This window comes from Sphaerisporangium fuscum, from assembly GCF_018531465.1.
GTDB classification, from domain to species: domain Bacteria; phylum Actinomycetota; class Actinomycetes; order Streptosporangiales; family Streptosporangiaceae; genus Sphaerisporangium; species Sphaerisporangium fuscum.
The window spans coordinates 20,833-34,725 of the sequence record NZ_JAHDTF010000023.1 but is presented as its reverse complement, the minus strand read 5'-3'; the positions used below and the strand labels follow the sequence as shown (position 1 = coordinate 34,725).

Genomic DNA, 13,893 nt, shown 5'->3' with positions numbered 1-13,893 from the left:
GAACGCGTACGGACGGGTCTCCGAACCGCATCCGGACCGGTGCGCCAGGCACTACTGGCGGAGATCGCCCGCTGCCACGCTGGTGCAGGTAAACGCACCACCCAAGGAGATCCAATGACCAGTAAGGCGATCACGCCGTTCACGATCGATGTTCCGCAGGCCGAGCTGGACGACCTGGCCGCCCGCCTGGCCCACACCCGCTTCGCCGAGGAGCTGCCGTCGGAGGAGGTGACCGACGGCGTGCAGCGCGGCCCGATCCAGCCCGGCTGGGAGTACGGCGTGCCCGGGTCCTTCGTCCGCGACCTGGTCGCCCGCTGGCGCGACTTCGACTGGCGGGCCCAGGAGGCCAGGCTCAACTCCTTCCCCCAGTTCACCACCGAGATCGACGGCCAGACGATCCACTTCGTGCACGTCCGCTCGCCGCACGAGGACGCCACGCCGCTGATCCTCACCCACGGCTGGCCCAACACCTTCGTGGAGTACCTGGACCTGGTCGGTCCGCTCACCGACCCGGCCGCGCACGGCGGCGACCCCGCCGACGCCTTCCACGTGGTGATCCCGTCCCTGCCCGGCTTCGGCTTCTCCGGCCACACCCGCACCAAGGGCTGGGACGCGGCCCGCACCGCCGACGCGTGGGCGGAGCTGATGAGCCGGCTCGGCTACGAGCGGTTCGGCGCGCACGGCAACGACGCGGGCGCGATCGTCAGCCCCGAGCTCGGCCGCCGCCACCCCGACCGCGTGGTGGGCGTGCACGTCAACCAGATCTTCTCGTTCCCCTCCGGCGACCCTGCCGAGCTGGCCGGTCTCACCCCCGAGGAGCAGGGCTACCTGCAGTTCCTCGGCGGTTTCGTCGAGCACGCGATCCACGACCGGGCCCAGCAGGCGCAGCCGCAGACCCTCGCCCACGCCCTGGCCGACTCGCCCGCCGGGCAGCTCGCCTGGATCGGCCAGCTCCTGGCCGGCGTGCCCGACCCCGACGTCATCCTGACCAACGCCACGATCTACTGGCTCACCAACACCGCGGCGTCCTCGGCGCGCTTCTACTACGAGAACCACCACGCCGAGCGGGTGACCGAGCCGACGACCTTCCCCCTGGGGCTGGCGTCGTTCGCCTACGACTTCCGCCCGCTGCGGCGCTTCGCCGACCGCGACCACAAGAACATCGTGTCCTGGAACGAGTACGACCGCGGCAGCCACTGGGCCGCCCACGACGCCTCGGACCTGCTGGTCGACGACCTGCGCGGGTTCTTCCGCCGCTTCCGCTGACACCCGTCCGCGGGGGCTCAGATCTCCAGGACGAGGGTGATGGGGCCGTCGTTGACGAGGTGGACCTTCATGTCGGCCCCGAAGATCCCCGTCTCGACCCGTGCGCCGAGAGAGCGGAGCTCGGCCACGACGGCGTCCACGAGCGGTTCGGCCACCGGGCCGGGGGCCGCCGCCTGCCAGGTGGGGCGGCGGCCCTTGCGGGCGTCGCCGTACAGCGTGAACTGGCTGACCACCAGCAGGGGGGCGCCGATGTCGGAGCAGGACTTCTCACCGGACAGGATGCGCAGGCCCCACAGCTTGGCGGCCAGTTTCGCCGCCTCCGCGGGCCCGTCGTCGTGGGTCACCCCCACCAGCACGAGCAACCCCGGCTCGTCGATGGCCCCCACGGTCCGCCCGTCGACGACCACCGACGCGGAACTCACTCGCTGAACAACGGCACGCATGGTCACCGATTCTCTCATCGCCCGCGGACCTCAGCGGTTTATGGAGTCTTGAGGGGGTATCGGCGGTGAACACGATGGATGCACGGTCCGTACACTCTTCTGCGAAAGGAGATGACGTGTCCGTTGCGCCATTGATCGTGGAAGTCGTCCGTTCCGGGTTCGTGGAATCCGTTCACCGGGCCTGGGTTTTCGCTCTGGACGCCGATGCGGCACCGGTCGTGGCGCGGGGCGACGTCGCCGCGGCGGCTTCGCCGCGCTCGTCCATGAAGCCCTTGCAGGCGCTGGGGATGGTGCGTTCCGGACTGGACCTGGACGGCGAGCTCCTCGCCCTCGCCTGCGCGAGCCACTCCGGGGAGGACTTCCACGTCGAGGGCGTCTCCAAGATCCTCGCCACGGTCGGGCTCGACGAGACGGCGCTCCAGTGCCCCGAGGACCTTCCCCTGGACCAGCCCACGGCGCACCGCGTGCTCCGGGCCGGCGGCGGACCGGCGCGCGTCACCATGAACTGCTCCGGCAAGCACGCCGCGATGCTGGCCACCTGCGTGACGAACGGCTGGCCGACCGACAACTACCTGCACCCGGCGCACCCCCTCCAGCGGGCCATCCGTGCGACGGCCGAGGAACTCACCGGCGAGCGGGTCGCGGCGACGGGGGTCGACGGCTGCGGCGCGCCGCTCTTCTTCGCCTCGATGGCGGGCATCGCGCGCGCGTTCCGGGCGTTCACGCTGGCCGAGCCCGGCACCCCCGAACGCCGCATCGCGGACGCGATGCGCGCCCACCCGGAGTGGACGTCGGGGACCACCCGCCCCGAGACGGCCCTCATGCGCGCCATTCCCGGCCTGATGCTGAAGTCGGGCGCGGAGGCGTTCGACGCGTTCGCCTTCGAGGACGGCCGCGCCGGCACCGTGAAGATCGAGGACGGCGGCTCGCGTGCCCGGGTCCCGGTGACGGTGGCCCTCCTGCGTGCGCTCGGCCTGGACGCTCCGGAACTGGACGTCCTCGCCACCCCGCCGCAGTTCGGCGGCGGCCGCCCGGTGGGCGAGGTGCGCGTACGCGGCGAGGTGTGAGCATTCGGGCCGATGTGGCCCGCTGCTCCCGCCTCCGGCCCTCACTCGTGCCGGGATGCCTGGGCGTCGGCGGCGGGCGCGAGCACTTCCCTGCACCAGGTGCGGAAGTCGGTTGACGTGGGCTCGGCGGCCGCCCAGTCCGCGTCGTAGACGCCGTGGTCCTGTGCGGCGAAGGCCTCGGTCAGGTCCTTGACCGCCTGGTCCCCGGCGCCTCGGGAGCGGAGCAGCGATGCGTAGTCGTCCATGCTCATGCGACGGTAGGTGACCGGCCGCCCGAGTTCCTGGCTGATCACCTCGGCCATACCGTCCGGGGTCAGCCGGTCGGGGCCGAACACCGGGAGGTTCTCCTGCCCGGCCCAGGACAGATCGGTGAGCAGGTCGGCGGCGGTGTCGGCGATGTCCCGCGTCGCGATCATCGCTAGCGGCAGGTCACCCGCACAGGTCAGGTAGAACGCGCCTTGCGTGCGGATCGCGTCGACCTGCCCGAGGAGGTTCTCCATGTAGAAGGGCATGGACAACGCCCGATACGCCGCACCGGACCTGCCGAGTTCGGCGTCCATCGCGAAGGCCGCCGAGAGGACGCCTGCCGGGGCCGGCCAGCCGTGCCCGGCGCTGGACACCCCGACGACGTGACCGACATCGTGGCGGGCGACGGCAGCGGCGCCCGCCCGGGCGAAACCGAGGTAGTGCTCCTCGGCGCTCGGCGCCCGCGGGTTCGGCGGGACGAGCCAGAACAGCGCTTCGGCCCCGGGCAGTGCCTTGTCGAGCACGGCCGGATCGTCGTGGGACCCCTCGACGGTCTCGACCCGCTCACGGACCTTGTCATCCAGACGCGAGGCGTCACGGACGACGACGCGAACCTCCTTGTCCCGATCGAGCAACCGACGGACCAGCCGGCTGCCGATCTGCCCTGTCGGCGTGGTTATGACGATCATCGCATCTCCTCTAACCTGAACATGAACTCCGGTTCCGAATATAGGGCGGGCTTCCGCGCAGCGTCAACTAAAGTGAAGTGACCATGACCGCTCCCCAACGCTCGCTGCGCGCCGACGCGCGGCGCAACCGCGAGGCCGTCCTCGACGCCGCAGGCGAGCTGTTCGCGCAGCGAGGCGACGCCGTGCAGATGGACGAGATCGCCGAGCGCGCCGGCTTGGGTGTCGGCACCCTCTACCGGCACTTCGCCGACAAGAGAGCGCTACTCGCGGCGATCATCGGCCGCCGGTTCGAGGCGATAACCACCCTCGCCCGTGCCGCCGACGAGGCCCAGGATCCCTGGGCGGCGTTCGAGACGCTGCTCTACGGCTACCTGGAGTCCGCGGAGGCCGACGCCGCGTTCCGCTTCGCGCTTCTCGGCCCGGAAGAGCCGAGCTGGAACGACATCGCCGCCGAGAAGACGGATCTGTCGGCGATCATCGAACGCATCGTGCGGCGCGCCGTCGACGCCGGCCTCCTCCGTGAGGACTTTCGCGCCGACGACTTCGTCCTCATCACCCGTGGCGCCATGGCCAACATGACCGGCGCCGGCGGCTGGCGCAGGCACGTCACGCTTCTGCTCGAGGGCATCCGCGCCCCCAGGTAGCTAGATCGGGCGGCGGAACTGGCGGGACGCGGAGATCGCGCCTGAGGTGGTGAGCGTCAGGGTGCGCATCGAGTCGGCGAACTTGGAAAGGTCCCACTCGGCGGGGCCCTGGTACCAGTACAGGTTGTCGGCCTGCCTGGCGTTGCCGTTCAGGGAGGCCACCACGCGGGCCCAGCGGTCGACGTTGTCGAACACCACGGCGTACGGCAGGTAGCGGGAGAACAGCTCGATGCGCTGGGCGGGCGGCACCTCGCCGATCTCGCCCGAGGCGAGGTAGTCGCGGAAGCCGAGCGTGTGGGCCAGAGCGGCCGACCCCTTCGCGGTCTTGGCCGGCATGTACTGGCCGCCGACCGACAGTGCCGCGCCCGCGATGATCAGCGCCAGGCCGAGCAGGCCGTACGTCGTGAACCAGGCGAGCAGCACGGTGGCGAGCACGCCGAGAGCGGTGACGATCACGCCGATCGTGGTCCAGCGGGTGCGTACGGAGTCGGGGCGCCGGGCGAACCAGCCCTGCGCCACCACGTCGCGGTACAGCGCGTCGCGCACCTTGCCGAGCCCCGACGCGAACGTGCCGTGGAGCTGCGACAGCAGCACGTAGTCGCGCCCGTCGAAGATCGCCTGGTGGAGGGCCCGCTCGTAGTCGAGGAGGGCTTCCAGAGGAGCGTCGGGCAGCTTCACCAGCAGCCAGTCGGGAGCGTCGTACGCGCCGCGCGGCTGCTCGTCGATGCGGATGTATCCGCGCACGGCCAGGTCGACGATCGTGGCCGTCACGTCGATCACGTCGGCCTGCTCGTCGATCAGCGTGCCGATCTGGCCGGGCCGGACGCCGTCCGGCGGGGAGAACCGGCCGTCGCGCGTCGTGGTCACCGTGCCGCCGGCCTCGTGGTCGAGGACGCGGGCGTCGCGCCCGCGCGTCCAGTAGAGCAGCCCGACGCCGCCGAGCAGCAGCACCAGGAGGCCGACGAGGGCGCCACCGGTGAGGGTGTTGAGCGCGAACGCGTTGGCGAGCTCGAACCGCCGCTCGAGGATGGGCTTGCCGCCGCTGGCCCCGGCGGGGAAGCCGGCCACGACGGTGAACGCCTGGGACGGGCCCAGGCCCTGCTGCTCGAACTCGGCCCGGGTGCCGCTCTCGTCCATGGAGGCCGCGGTGCAGCCGGTGGCGGAGGCGAGGTCTCCGGCGAAGCACGAGAGGTTCTGCAGGGGGGAGGGGCCGCTCAGCTTGACCACGGCGTCCTTGACGGGGGCCGACCAGCCGCTGACGACGTACCAGCGCAGCTCCTCGCCGCCACCGGCCGGGGCCACCGCGCCCGCCACGTCGTATTCGATCGTCGCCGAGCCGTTCTTGCCGGTGAGGGCGATGGTGTCACCGGACAGGGTGCCCTCGCCCTTGAAGCCGGTGACGCGGTAGAGGCGGTCGTTGGCGTCGTCGTAGCGAGTGCGCGTGAGGAGCGTGCGCCGGGGCTGACCGGTGTAGGAGATCTGCTCCTTGACGTGGAGCACGCCGCCGGGGCGCAACTCGGCCGTGATGTCCGTTTTGTTGACGCTGTCGGCCTCAGCGTGCGCCGGGGCGGCTGCAAGAACGGTCATCACGATCGCGCTTGCGAGCGCGAGCCGGCGGGCGAGATCTACCATGGCCCGTCAGCCTAGCGGGCGGCGCCGATAGACAACGGACGGGCATCCACAGCTCAAGAAACCTTGAAGTCTCGGTCACCAGGGTCCGTACGGCCCGTTGTTCCCGCCGCCCCTGCCGATCTCGTTGACCGCGGGCTTGACGTCGGCGAGGTAGACGCCGGCGCCGATGACGGCGAGGATCGTGAAGATGCCGAGGGTCGGGAGGTAACGCACCGCGGCGGCGAAGGTGAACAGCGTCGCGAAACCGAGGATGAGCAGCCAGATCTGCTTGCTCTGCTTGCCGGCGACCGCGAACGCCCGCGCCGGGGTCCTGATCGCGTGGACGAGGGCCCAGACCGACAGGACGAAGGCGGCGACGCCGAGCAGCCAGAAGATGAGATCCAAGAAGCCGTGAATCTCGAGCATCGTGCCTCTCCCGGGGTGATGTGGTTGGCCGTGGTTCAGCCTAGTGCCGATGGCGATGTCCGCGGGGACGGGTTCGATCATCGGACCGGCTCGGCCGGTTGCCTGCCCTGACCAACGAGCGCGGCCCGCCCCGTGTTCCGGGACGGGCCGCTGTGAGCGGACTCGTGGGCTCAGGCCTTGGTGGTGGTGCCGCGGGTGGTCTTGCGGGCGCCGCCACGGGAAGCGGTCGCCGGCTCGGCGCTGGTGGAGACCTCCTCGAGCTCGAGCGCGGCCTCGCCGGTCACCCGGCTGACGACCTTGCGGCCGCGGTCGGCGAACTCGTCGTACAGCGTGACGGCCCTGGAGGCGATGGTGTCGGCGTAGGCCTTGGCCTTCTCGGGGAAGTCCTTGGCGACCTCCTCGGCCTTGACCTGCACGTTGCCGGCGTAGCGCCGGGCCATCAGCGGAAGGTCGCGCGCCATGGCGCCCACCTCGGAGCGGCGCGACTGGAGGCGGTGGAACTGCTCGGGCAGCTCGCGCAGCTTCTCCATCGCGTAGTCACCCGCCCCGGCCACGGCATAGAACGGCTTGGACTCGGCGAGCTTCTTGACTTCGTCGTTGAGAGGCATGGGTTAACCTTCCTTGGGTTCCGGTTGAATGCGGTCGTCTGGCGACGAGGAGGTCGCACCCTCCTGTTCGGGAACCGCGTCGACCCCTTGGGGCTCCGACTCCGTCCGGGCGTTCTGGGAGGTCCGCTCGGCTGTGGTCGGGGCCCCGGCTCGGTTCTCCTTGCGAAACGACTCGTAAATGTCGATCAGCACCTGGCGTTGCCGCTCGGTGATGGTGCGGTCGGCCCTGATCGCGGTCAGCACGTCGCTGTCGGGCTCCCGGTCTTCGATGAGACCCGCCTGCACGTACAGCGCCTGGGACGAGATGCGCAGACCCTTGGCTATCTGGTTGAGGATCTCCGCGCTCGGCTTGCGAAGCCCGCGCTCGATCTGGCTCAGGTAGGGGTTGGAGACCCCTGCCTGACTGGCGAGCTGGCGCAGAGAGATCTTCGCCTGCTTCCGCTGATCGCGGATGTACTCGCCGATCGAGCCGACCTTCGGTAGTTCCATGCCCTTCAGTCTGCCTCACGCTGCTTGCAATTGCAAACGCGCTGGCTAACGACTGCAAGCAACGGAAGCGTTCAGGCCGGATAGATCCACAGTAGGGGAGCGGAGGCGGACAGCAGGATCGAAAACGTGATCACACTGACCCGGGCGTGTCTCGGGAAGGTGGGACCGGGCTTGACCAGGCGGTTCACCCTGGCCATGACATGCTCGCCGGAGGCGCCGAGGGCCCCGTCCGGAGCGGGCACGGCGCCGGCGGTGCCGAACCGCAGCAGCGCGGTCGCCAGGCGCCGCGGGGAGCAGTAGCGGCGGGCACGGTCGTCGGCGGCCATCTCGACCAGAAGGGCCACCGAGGAGTGGGCGTTGCGCACCACGCTGAGCCAGGGAAGCGCCCAGTTGAGCGCCGTGAACGGCAGGAGCACCAGATCGTGCCGCTCGCGCGCGTGCGCGGCCTCGTGGGCGAGCACCGCGGTGAGCTCGTCGGGGTGGAGCAACGAGAGCGTGCCCGCGCTCACGACGACCTCCGACCCCATCAGCCCGGGCAGGCAGTACGCCGCCGCGCCGGGGTGGTCGACCACGCGCACGCCGGGGACGCCCGGATCTTCGTGGGCGATGAGGGCCAGCAGCACGCGGTGGCGCCGCCGCGCGCGCAGGGTCTGCACCCCGGCGGCCAGCAGCACCGTCACCAGCACGGCGAGGAGCGTGAGGCCGGCGATCAGCGCGCTCACGCGGGGCAGGTCGTAGGGCTTCAGCAGTCCGTGGCCGGTGCCGAAGGAGACGGCCGAGTCGACGAAGGCGTGCAGGCCGTAGACGACGCCGCCGCCGTACGGCTCCAGGGCGTACGCCAGCAGGGCGCCGACGCTCGCCAGACCCCACGTCACGCCGAGGGACTGCCAGAGCAGGATCGCGGCCCTGGGGGCCCGCCACGGCCACTTGGCGAACGTGAGCCGCCATGCGCCCATCGCGCACGCCATGGCGAGCGCGGCGAGGACGGCGGCGGTGATCACTCTTCTTCCAGCTCCGTAAGTGCTCTGCGCAGGATGTCGGCCTCGGAGCCCGAGACCGTCTGGGCGAAGCGCGTGAGCGCCGCCGAACGGTCCCCGGTCATGTCGAGTGCCTCCAGCATAAGCTCCGCGACGTAGGCGTCGCGGCTCGCACTGGCCTCATAGCGCCACGCGCGGCCGTCACGGGTGCGGTTGAGGAATCCTTTGCGGGTCAGCCGGTCGAGAACCGTCATAACGGTGGTGGGGGCGAGGTCGCGGTCGGCGATCAGACGGCCGACCTCCCTGGCGGTCAACGGGCCCTCGTGGGCCCAGAGGATGTCCATGATGCTGCGTTCAAGCTCGCCGAGACCCTTCACGAGGCAAGCCTACCCGGAGTAGTACTACGACGTGTAGAGGTAACGTGCGGGTCGCGGCGTGACTCTCGTCACCCGCCGGGTGACCCCGATTGTCAACGCCCCCGGAGGCTGCGAGGCTCGATCGTATGGAGATAACGCTGGTGCAGGGTGACATCACCGAGGAGCGGGCCGACGCGATCGTGAACGCCGCCAACTCGTCGCTGCTGGGCGGTGGCGGCGTCGACGGGGCGATCCACCGGCGGGGCGGCCCCGAGATCCTCCAGGAGTGCCGTGCCCTGCGCGCGAGCCGATACGAAAAAGGGCTGCCGACCGGGCAGGCGGTCGCCACGACCGCCGGACGCCTCCCGGCCCGGTGGGTGATCCACACGGTGGGCCCGGTGTACGCCAGGTCGGAGGACCGCTCCCACCTGCTCGCCTCCTGCTACACCGAATCGCTGAAGGTCGCCGACGGGCTGGGCGCCAAGGTGGTCGCCTTCCCGGCGATCTCGGCGGGTGTCTACGGCTGGCCGATGGACGACGCCGCCCGCATCGCGCTGTCGACCGTGCGGGAGTCCTCCGCCCAGGTGACGGAGGCCCGTTTCGTGCTGTTCGGCGCGGAGGCGTACGCCGTCTTCGAGGAAGAGCTCCGCCGCCTCGACGCCTAGGAGTCCGCCGGGGCCAGGGCCGGCCACGGCACGGTCACCTCGCCCAGACGCCATCGCCGCCTTCCGCCGAGCGGGGGAGTGGTCGCGACCGGCCACGTCTCGGCCAGCCGCTCGACCGCCGCCATCCAGCGGGGACGCATGCCGTAGGCGCCGTACGGCGCCGAGACCGTCCAGGCGTGGTCGAAATCTCGGAGGAACGCGTGGACCCTCTCCCCGGGCACGTTGCGGTGGATGAGCGTCTTCGGCAGCCGTTCGGCGAGGTCGGAGGGGCGCTCGAACCCCGTGAGGCGGGTGGCCAGGGTGACCGTGCGCGGCCCGCCGGCGTCCAGGGTCACCCAGGCGGCACGATGGCCGATCTCCGAGCAGGTGCCCTCGACGACCACGCCGCCGGGGGCCAGCCGGGAGCGGAGAAGGTCCCACGCCTCCCACGCCCGCCCCTCGTCGTACTGCCTGAGCACGTTGAACGCGCGGACGATCAGCGGCCGGCGGCCCACCGGCAGTTCGAAGCCGCCGCGCACGAAGCTCAGCCCCGGCCGTTCGTACGGCTTGGCCGCCGCCACGCGCGCGGGGTCGATCTCGACGCCCACCACCTCCACGTCGGGACGCACGTGGCGCAGCCGCAGGAAGAGCTCGGAGGTGGTCACGTGCGAGGCCCCGTACCCGAGGTCGACCACCAGCGGCCGGTCGGCGGAGACCAGCAGCGGCCCGTACACCGCGGCGGTCCACCGGTCGCAGCGGCGCAGCCGGTTGTGCCCGGTGGTCCCGCGGGTGATCTCGCCCACGGGACCGCGCCTCGCCGTCCCACCCCTCATGGCCGTGCTCAGGAGATCCGGTGGACCTTGTGCTGGGCGGCCTGCGCCCGCGGGCGGATGACCAGCCGGTCGACGTTCACGTGGGCGGGCCGGGTGACGCACCAGGCGATGGCGTCGGCCACGTCGTCGGCGGTCAGAGGGTTCGGCACGCCGGCGTACACCTTCTCGGCGCGCTCGGTGTCACCGCGGAAGCGGGTGAGCGCGAACTCCTCGGTGCGGACCATGCCGGGCGCGATCTCGACGACCCGGACCGGCTCGCCGCACAGCTCCAGGCGCAGCGTCTCGGTCATCGCGGTCTGCCCGTGCTTGGCCGCGCTGTAGCCGCCTCCGCCCTCGTAGGAGATGAAGCCCGCCGTGGACGTCAGCATCACCAGGACGCCGTCGCCGGACTCGATCAGCTTGGGCAGCAGCGCCTTGGTCATGCGCAGCGAGCCCAGCACGTTCACCTCGTACATGCGCTGCCAGTCGTCGACCAGCCCCTCGGCGACCGTCTCCAGGCCGACGGCCCCGCCGGCGTTGTTGACCAGGACGTCACAGCGCTCGAGCGAGCCCGCGAACTCGGCCACCGACTCGTCGGAGGTCACATCGAGGGTGAAGGGACGGATGCCCGGCACCTCGGCCGCGAGCTTGTCGAGCCGGTCACGCCGCCGGGCGGCCGCCACGACGTCGTACCCCTCCGCCGCGAGCCGGCGGGCCGTCGCCTCACCGATGCCGCTGCTCGCGCCCGTCACCACCGCTGTCTTGGTCATGTCCCGTCCTCAGGTCGCTCGCTGTGTGCCCGCCCGTCATCCTGCCAGGGCCCGGGGCCAGGCTTTACACGGGCTGGTATGACCCTCTATCGGGAATCTCGCGTTGTTTTCGTCAGTTATAACCGTGCTGGAGGTGGTGTCAGGTGCCGCGAGGACCCATCGCACGCCGGATCAACCGCGTCGCGACGATCAGCATGCACACGTCCCCGCTGGACCAGCCGGGCACCGGCGACGCGGGCGGCATGAACGTCTACATCGTCGAGGCCGCCAGGCGCCTCGCGGAGCTGGGCGTCGAGGTCGAGATCTTCACCCGCCAGACCGCCCGCGACCTGCCCCCCACCGTCGAACTGCAGCCGGGCGTCACCGTACGTCACATCACCGCCGGCCCCTACGAGGAACTCGACAAGGGCGACCTCCCCCGGCAGCTGTGCGCGTTCCTGTGGGGCGTCCTGCGCACCGAGGCGAGGTACGAGCCCGGGTACTACGACCTCATCCACTCCCACTACTGGCTCTCCGGACAGGTCGGCTGGCTCGCCAAGGAACGCTGGGGCGTGCCGCTGGTGCACACCATGCACACCATGGCCAAGGTCAAGAACCTCCTGCTGGCCGAGGGCGACAAGCCGGAACCGGTCGCCCGGGTCCTCGGCGAGGAGCAGGTCGTCGACATGGCCGACCGCCTGATCGCCAACACCGCCGACGAGGCGCGCGAGCTGATCGATCTCTACCACGCGCCCACCGAACGGGTGCAGGTGGTGAACCCCGGCGTCAACCTCCGGGTGTTCCAGCCCGCCTCCAAGGGCGCCGCGCGGCGCAGGCTCGAACTCCCGCAGGACGCCCACATCATGCTCTTCGTCGGCCGCATCCAGCCCCTCAAGGCCCCCGACGTCCTGCTCAAGGCGACCGCGCGCATGCTCGCCGAGGACCCCGCTCTGCGTTCCCGGCTGATCGTGGCCTGCGTGGGCGGCCCCAGCGGCAACGGGCTCGCCCGCCCCTCCCTCCTCACCGACCTCGCGGCCGAGCTCGGCATCTCCGACGTCGTACGGCTCGCGCCGCCGGCCCCGCAGGACGAACTGGCCGACTGGTACCGCGCGGCCGACGTCACGGTCGTCCCCTCCTACAGCGAATCCTTCGGCCTGGTCGCGCTGGAGTCGCAGGCCTGCGGCACCCCGGTCGCGGCGGCCGCGGTCGGCGGGCTGCGCACCGCCGTCCGGCACGACCGCTCCGGCGTGCTCGTCGACGGGCACGAACCCCAGACCTGGGCGACCGCGCTGCGCGCGTTCGTCGACCGCCCCGCCTGGCGCGACTCGCTGGCCTCCGGGGCGAGGGAGCATGCGGCCGCCTTCGGCTGGTCCGCCACCGCGGCCCGCCTGCTGGAGGTCTACCAGGACGCCATGGCCGGCCTGCGCCGCACGCCGGTCGCCGCCAACCTCTGACGGCCCGGGCGGCTTCGGGTAGCGTCGTCGCCCGGGATCCTCAACGCGGGAGTGTGCACTGTCATGGATCACGAGGCGGTCGTCGAGGCCGCGCTGAAGGCCGCCGAGGTCTCCTACGAGCGGCCCCGCCCCGGGGCCTTCCTGGCCAAGCTCCCCGGGCAGCACAAACTGGCGACCATGACCTGGCTCACCATCTCGGACAACGCCCTGCACGTCGAGGCGTTCTTCTGCCGGCAGCCCGACGAGAACCACACCGAGTTCTACCGCTGGCTGCTGACCAAGAACGGCTCGATGTACGGCGTGCACTTCGCGCTCGACTCCGTGGGCGACGTCCACCTGGTCGGGCACCTGCCGCTGGCGTCGATCTCCGAGGAGGAGATCGACCGGCTGCTCGGGTGCGTGCTGACCTATGCCGACGAATGGTTCGACCGCGCCCTGGAGCTCGGGTTCGCCTCCTCGATCCGGCGTGAGTGGGACTGGCGGGTCAAGCGCGGGGAGTCGCTGGCGAACCTCCGGGCGTTCGAGGGCATCGTCGAACGCAGCCGGCGCGAGGCCTGAGCCCGGTCGCCGCCCCGCCTCCGCTGCGCGTCAAACCGGGCAGACCCTAAGCTTGGGCGCATGGCTACTTTGGTGCTATTGCGGCATGGCGAGAGTGAGTGGAACGCGAAGGGCCTGTTCACCGGCTGGGTCGACGTCACGCTCTCGCCCGCGGGCGAGCAGGAGGCGCGGCGCGGCGGCAGGCTGCTGCTCGACGCGGGGGTCCGTCCCGACGTCGTGCACACCTCGGTCCTGACGCGGGCGATCCAGACCGCCAACCTCGCGCTCGGCGAAGCCGACCTGCTGTGGCTGCCGGTCTCCCGCTCGTGGCGGCTCAACGAGCGGCACTACGGCGCGCTCCAGGGCAAGAACAAGGCGCAGACCCGCGAGGAGTTCGGTGACGAGCAGTTCACCCTCTGGCGCCGCTCCTACGACGTCCCGCCGCCGCCGCTGCCCGACGACGACGAGTTCTCGCAGGTCGGTGACGCGAGGTACGCCACGCTTCCGCCGGAGCTCATGCCGCGCACCGAGTGCCTGAAGGACGTCGTGCAGCGCATGCTGCCCTACTGGTACGACCGCGTCGTCCCCGACCTCGCGGCCGGCCGCACCACCCTGGTGGTGGCCCACGGCAACTCCCTGCGCGCGCTGGTCAAGCACCTCGACGGCATCGGCGACGAAGAGATCGCCAAGCTGAACATCCCCACCGGCATCCCCCTGCGCTACGAGCTCGACGAGGACTTCAAGCCGGTGAAGGCCGGCGGCGAGTACCTCGACCCCGAGGCCGCCAGGGCCGCCATCGAGGCCGTCGCCAACCAGGGCAGGTAGCCGCCCGCCCTGGCCGCGTTCGTCCGGGCCGACGCGGCCGCGCTCGACGG

Annotated in this window: 17 protein-coding genes; 7 read left to right on the top strand and 10 right to left on the bottom strand. The window is 71.2% G+C overall.

Going from position 1 to position 13,893, the window contains the following annotated elements:
* The first annotated feature begins 114 nt into the window (after positions 1-114).
* Positions 115-1,266 carry an epoxide hydrolase family protein gene (locus KIK05_RS27815; protein ID WP_214413816.1) on the top strand — a complete coding sequence of 384 codons (1,152 nt, stop codon included), beginning with the start codon at positions 115-117 and terminating at the stop codon, positions 1,264-1,266.
* Positions 1,267-1,283: 17 nt separating this feature from the next.
* Here KIK05_RS27815 and dtd read toward each other — a convergent pair whose 3' ends face one another.
* Positions 1,284-1,709, bottom strand: a complete 426-nt coding sequence (dtd, locus tag KIK05_RS27810) for a D-aminoacyl-tRNA deacylase (protein WP_214413815.1) — start codon at positions 1,707-1,709, stop codon at positions 1,284-1,286.
* Positions 1,710-1,825: 116 nt separating this feature from the next.
* On the opposite strand from dtd, the gene KIK05_RS27805 reads away from it, so the two are divergent.
* The gene (locus KIK05_RS27805; RefSeq protein ID WP_308250152.1) at positions 1,826-2,776 is read left to right on the top strand and encodes an asparaginase; all 951 of its coding nucleotides are present in this window, start codon (positions 1,826-1,828) and stop codon (positions 2,774-2,776) included.
* A gap of 41 nt (positions 2,777-2,817) precedes the next feature.
* Here the strand turns inward: KIK05_RS27805 and KIK05_RS27800 are convergent, their stop codons facing one another.
* A complete protein-coding gene (locus KIK05_RS27800; protein ID WP_214413813.1) occupies positions 2,818-3,711 on the bottom strand; it encodes an NAD(P)H-binding protein in 894 nt (297 codons plus the stop codon).
* A gap of 83 nt (positions 3,712-3,794) precedes the next feature.
* Here KIK05_RS27800 and KIK05_RS27795 point away from each other — a divergent pair, with 83 nt between their 5' ends.
* Entirely contained in the window at positions 3,795-4,355 is a 561-nt protein-coding gene (locus tag KIK05_RS27795; RefSeq protein ID WP_250563573.1) for a TetR/AcrR family transcriptional regulator, read from the top strand.
* Here KIK05_RS27795 and KIK05_RS27790 read toward each other — a convergent pair whose 3' ends face one another.
* The 6 genes from KIK05_RS27790 to KIK05_RS27765 all read right to left on the bottom strand — a co-directional run bounded on the left by KIK05_RS27790 (position 4,356) and on the right by KIK05_RS27765 (position 8,843).
* Positions 4,356-5,942, bottom strand: a complete 1,587-nt coding sequence (locus KIK05_RS27790) for a DUF2207 domain-containing protein (protein ID WP_214413812.1) — start codon at positions 5,940-5,942, stop codon at positions 4,356-4,358.
* A 120-nt stretch (positions 5,943-6,062) separates the two neighbouring features.
* Entirely contained in the window at positions 6,063-6,392 is a 330-nt protein-coding gene (locus KIK05_RS27785; protein WP_214413811.1) for a DUF2516 family protein, read from the bottom strand.
* Between the two features lie 170 nt (positions 6,393-6,562).
* Entirely contained in the window at positions 6,563-7,000 is a 438-nt protein-coding gene (locus tag KIK05_RS27780) for a hypothetical protein (protein WP_214413810.1), read from the bottom strand.
* A 3-nt stretch (positions 7,001-7,003) separates the two neighbouring features.
* Complete coding sequence (locus tag KIK05_RS27775; RefSeq protein WP_214413809.1) at positions 7,004-7,489, bottom strand: helix-turn-helix domain-containing protein; 486 nt, start codon at positions 7,487-7,489, stop codon at positions 7,004-7,006.
* Positions 7,490-7,560: 71 nt separating this feature from the next.
* Entirely contained in the window at positions 7,561-8,490 is a 930-nt protein-coding gene (locus KIK05_RS27770) for a M56 family metallopeptidase (RefSeq protein WP_214413808.1), read from the bottom strand.
* Positions 8,487-8,843 (bottom strand): BlaI/MecI/CopY family transcriptional regulator, encoded by a 357-nt coding sequence (locus KIK05_RS27765; protein WP_214413807.1) that lies wholly within the window; start codon positions 8,841-8,843, stop codon positions 8,487-8,489. Before KIK05_RS27765 ends, KIK05_RS27770 begins: the two co-directional genes overlap by 4 nt.
* 125 nt (positions 8,844-8,968) lie before the next feature.
* On the opposite strand from KIK05_RS27765, the gene KIK05_RS27760 reads away from it, so the two are divergent.
* The gene (locus KIK05_RS27760; protein ID WP_214413806.1) at positions 8,969-9,487 is read left to right on the top strand and encodes an O-acetyl-ADP-ribose deacetylase; all 519 of its coding nucleotides are present in this window, start codon (positions 8,969-8,971) and stop codon (positions 9,485-9,487) included.
* On the opposite strand, the gene KIK05_RS27755 is transcribed toward KIK05_RS27760, so the two are convergent.
* Both KIK05_RS27755 and KIK05_RS27750 read right to left on the bottom strand, forming a co-directional pair.
* Entirely contained in the window at positions 9,484-10,269 is a 786-nt protein-coding gene (locus tag KIK05_RS27755; protein WP_308250151.1) for a class I SAM-dependent methyltransferase, read from the bottom strand. The genes KIK05_RS27760 and KIK05_RS27755 overlap by 4 nt on opposite strands.
* 38 nt (positions 10,270-10,307) lie before the next feature.
* Complete coding sequence (locus KIK05_RS27750) at positions 10,308-11,048, bottom strand: SDR family oxidoreductase (RefSeq protein WP_214413804.1); 741 nt, start codon at positions 11,046-11,048, stop codon at positions 10,308-10,310.
* A gap of 158 nt (positions 11,049-11,206) precedes the next feature.
* Here KIK05_RS27750 and mshA point away from each other — a divergent pair, with 158 nt between their 5' ends.
* The 3 genes from mshA (at position 11,207) to KIK05_RS27735 (ending at position 13,843) form a co-directional block, all read left to right on the top strand.
* Positions 11,207-12,481: a D-inositol-3-phosphate glycosyltransferase gene (gene mshA / locus KIK05_RS27745; RefSeq protein WP_214413968.1), complete on the top strand. Its 1,275-nt coding sequence runs from the start codon at positions 11,207-11,209 to the stop codon at positions 12,479-12,481.
* Positions 12,482-12,544: 63 nt separating this feature from the next.
* The gene (locus KIK05_RS27740) at positions 12,545-13,039 is read left to right on the top strand and encodes a type III secretion system chaperone family protein (protein WP_214413803.1); all 495 of its coding nucleotides are present in this window, start codon (positions 12,545-12,547) and stop codon (positions 13,037-13,039) included.
* A 60-nt stretch (positions 13,040-13,099) separates the two neighbouring features.
* Positions 13,100-13,843, top strand: a complete 744-nt coding sequence (locus KIK05_RS27735) for a phosphoglyceromutase (protein ID WP_214413802.1) — start codon at positions 13,100-13,102, stop codon at positions 13,841-13,843.
* Positions 13,844-13,893: the final 50 nt, after the last annotated feature.

Bases quoted from the DNA above. Each gene is read 5' to 3' on its own strand.
- KIK05_RS27815 (WP_214413816.1), top strand. From the start codon at position 115: ATGACCAGTAAGGCGATCACGCCGTTCACGATCGATGTTCCGCAGGCC.
- dtd (WP_214413815.1), bottom strand. From the start codon at position 1,709: ATGCGTGCCGTTGTTCAGCGAGTGAGTTCCGCGTCGGTGGTCGTCGAC.
- KIK05_RS27800 (WP_214413813.1), bottom strand. From the start codon at position 3,711: ATGATCGTCATAACCACGCCGACAGGGCAGATCGGCAGCCGGCTGGTC.
- KIK05_RS27795 (WP_250563573.1), top strand. From the start codon at position 3,795: ATGACCGCTCCCCAACGCTCGCTGCGCGCCGACGCGCGGCGCAACCGC.
- KIK05_RS27790 (WP_214413812.1), bottom strand. From the start codon at position 5,942: ATGACCGTTCTTGCAGCCGCCCCGGCGCACGCTGAGGCCGACAGCGTC.
- KIK05_RS27785 (WP_214413811.1), bottom strand. From the start codon at position 6,392: ATGCTCGAGATTCACGGCTTCTTGGATCTCATCTTCTGGCTGCTCGGC.
- KIK05_RS27780 (WP_214413810.1), bottom strand. From the start codon at position 7,000: ATGCCTCTCAACGACGAAGTCAAGAAGCTCGCCGAGTCCAAGCCGTTC.
- KIK05_RS27775 (WP_214413809.1), bottom strand. From the start codon at position 7,489: ATGGAACTACCGAAGGTCGGCTCGATCGGCGAGTACATCCGCGATCAG.
- KIK05_RS27760 (WP_214413806.1), top strand. From the start codon at position 8,969: ATGGAGATAACGCTGGTGCAGGGTGACATCACCGAGGAGCGGGCCGAC.
- KIK05_RS27750 (WP_214413804.1), bottom strand. From the start codon at position 11,048: ATGACCAAGACAGCGGTGGTGACGGGCGCGAGCAGCGGCATCGGTGAG.
- KIK05_RS27740 (WP_214413803.1), top strand. From the start codon at position 12,545: ATGGATCACGAGGCGGTCGTCGAGGCCGCGCTGAAGGCCGCCGAGGTC.
- KIK05_RS27735 (WP_214413802.1), top strand. From the start codon at position 13,100: ATGGCTACTTTGGTGCTATTGCGGCATGGCGAGAGTGAGTGGAACGCG.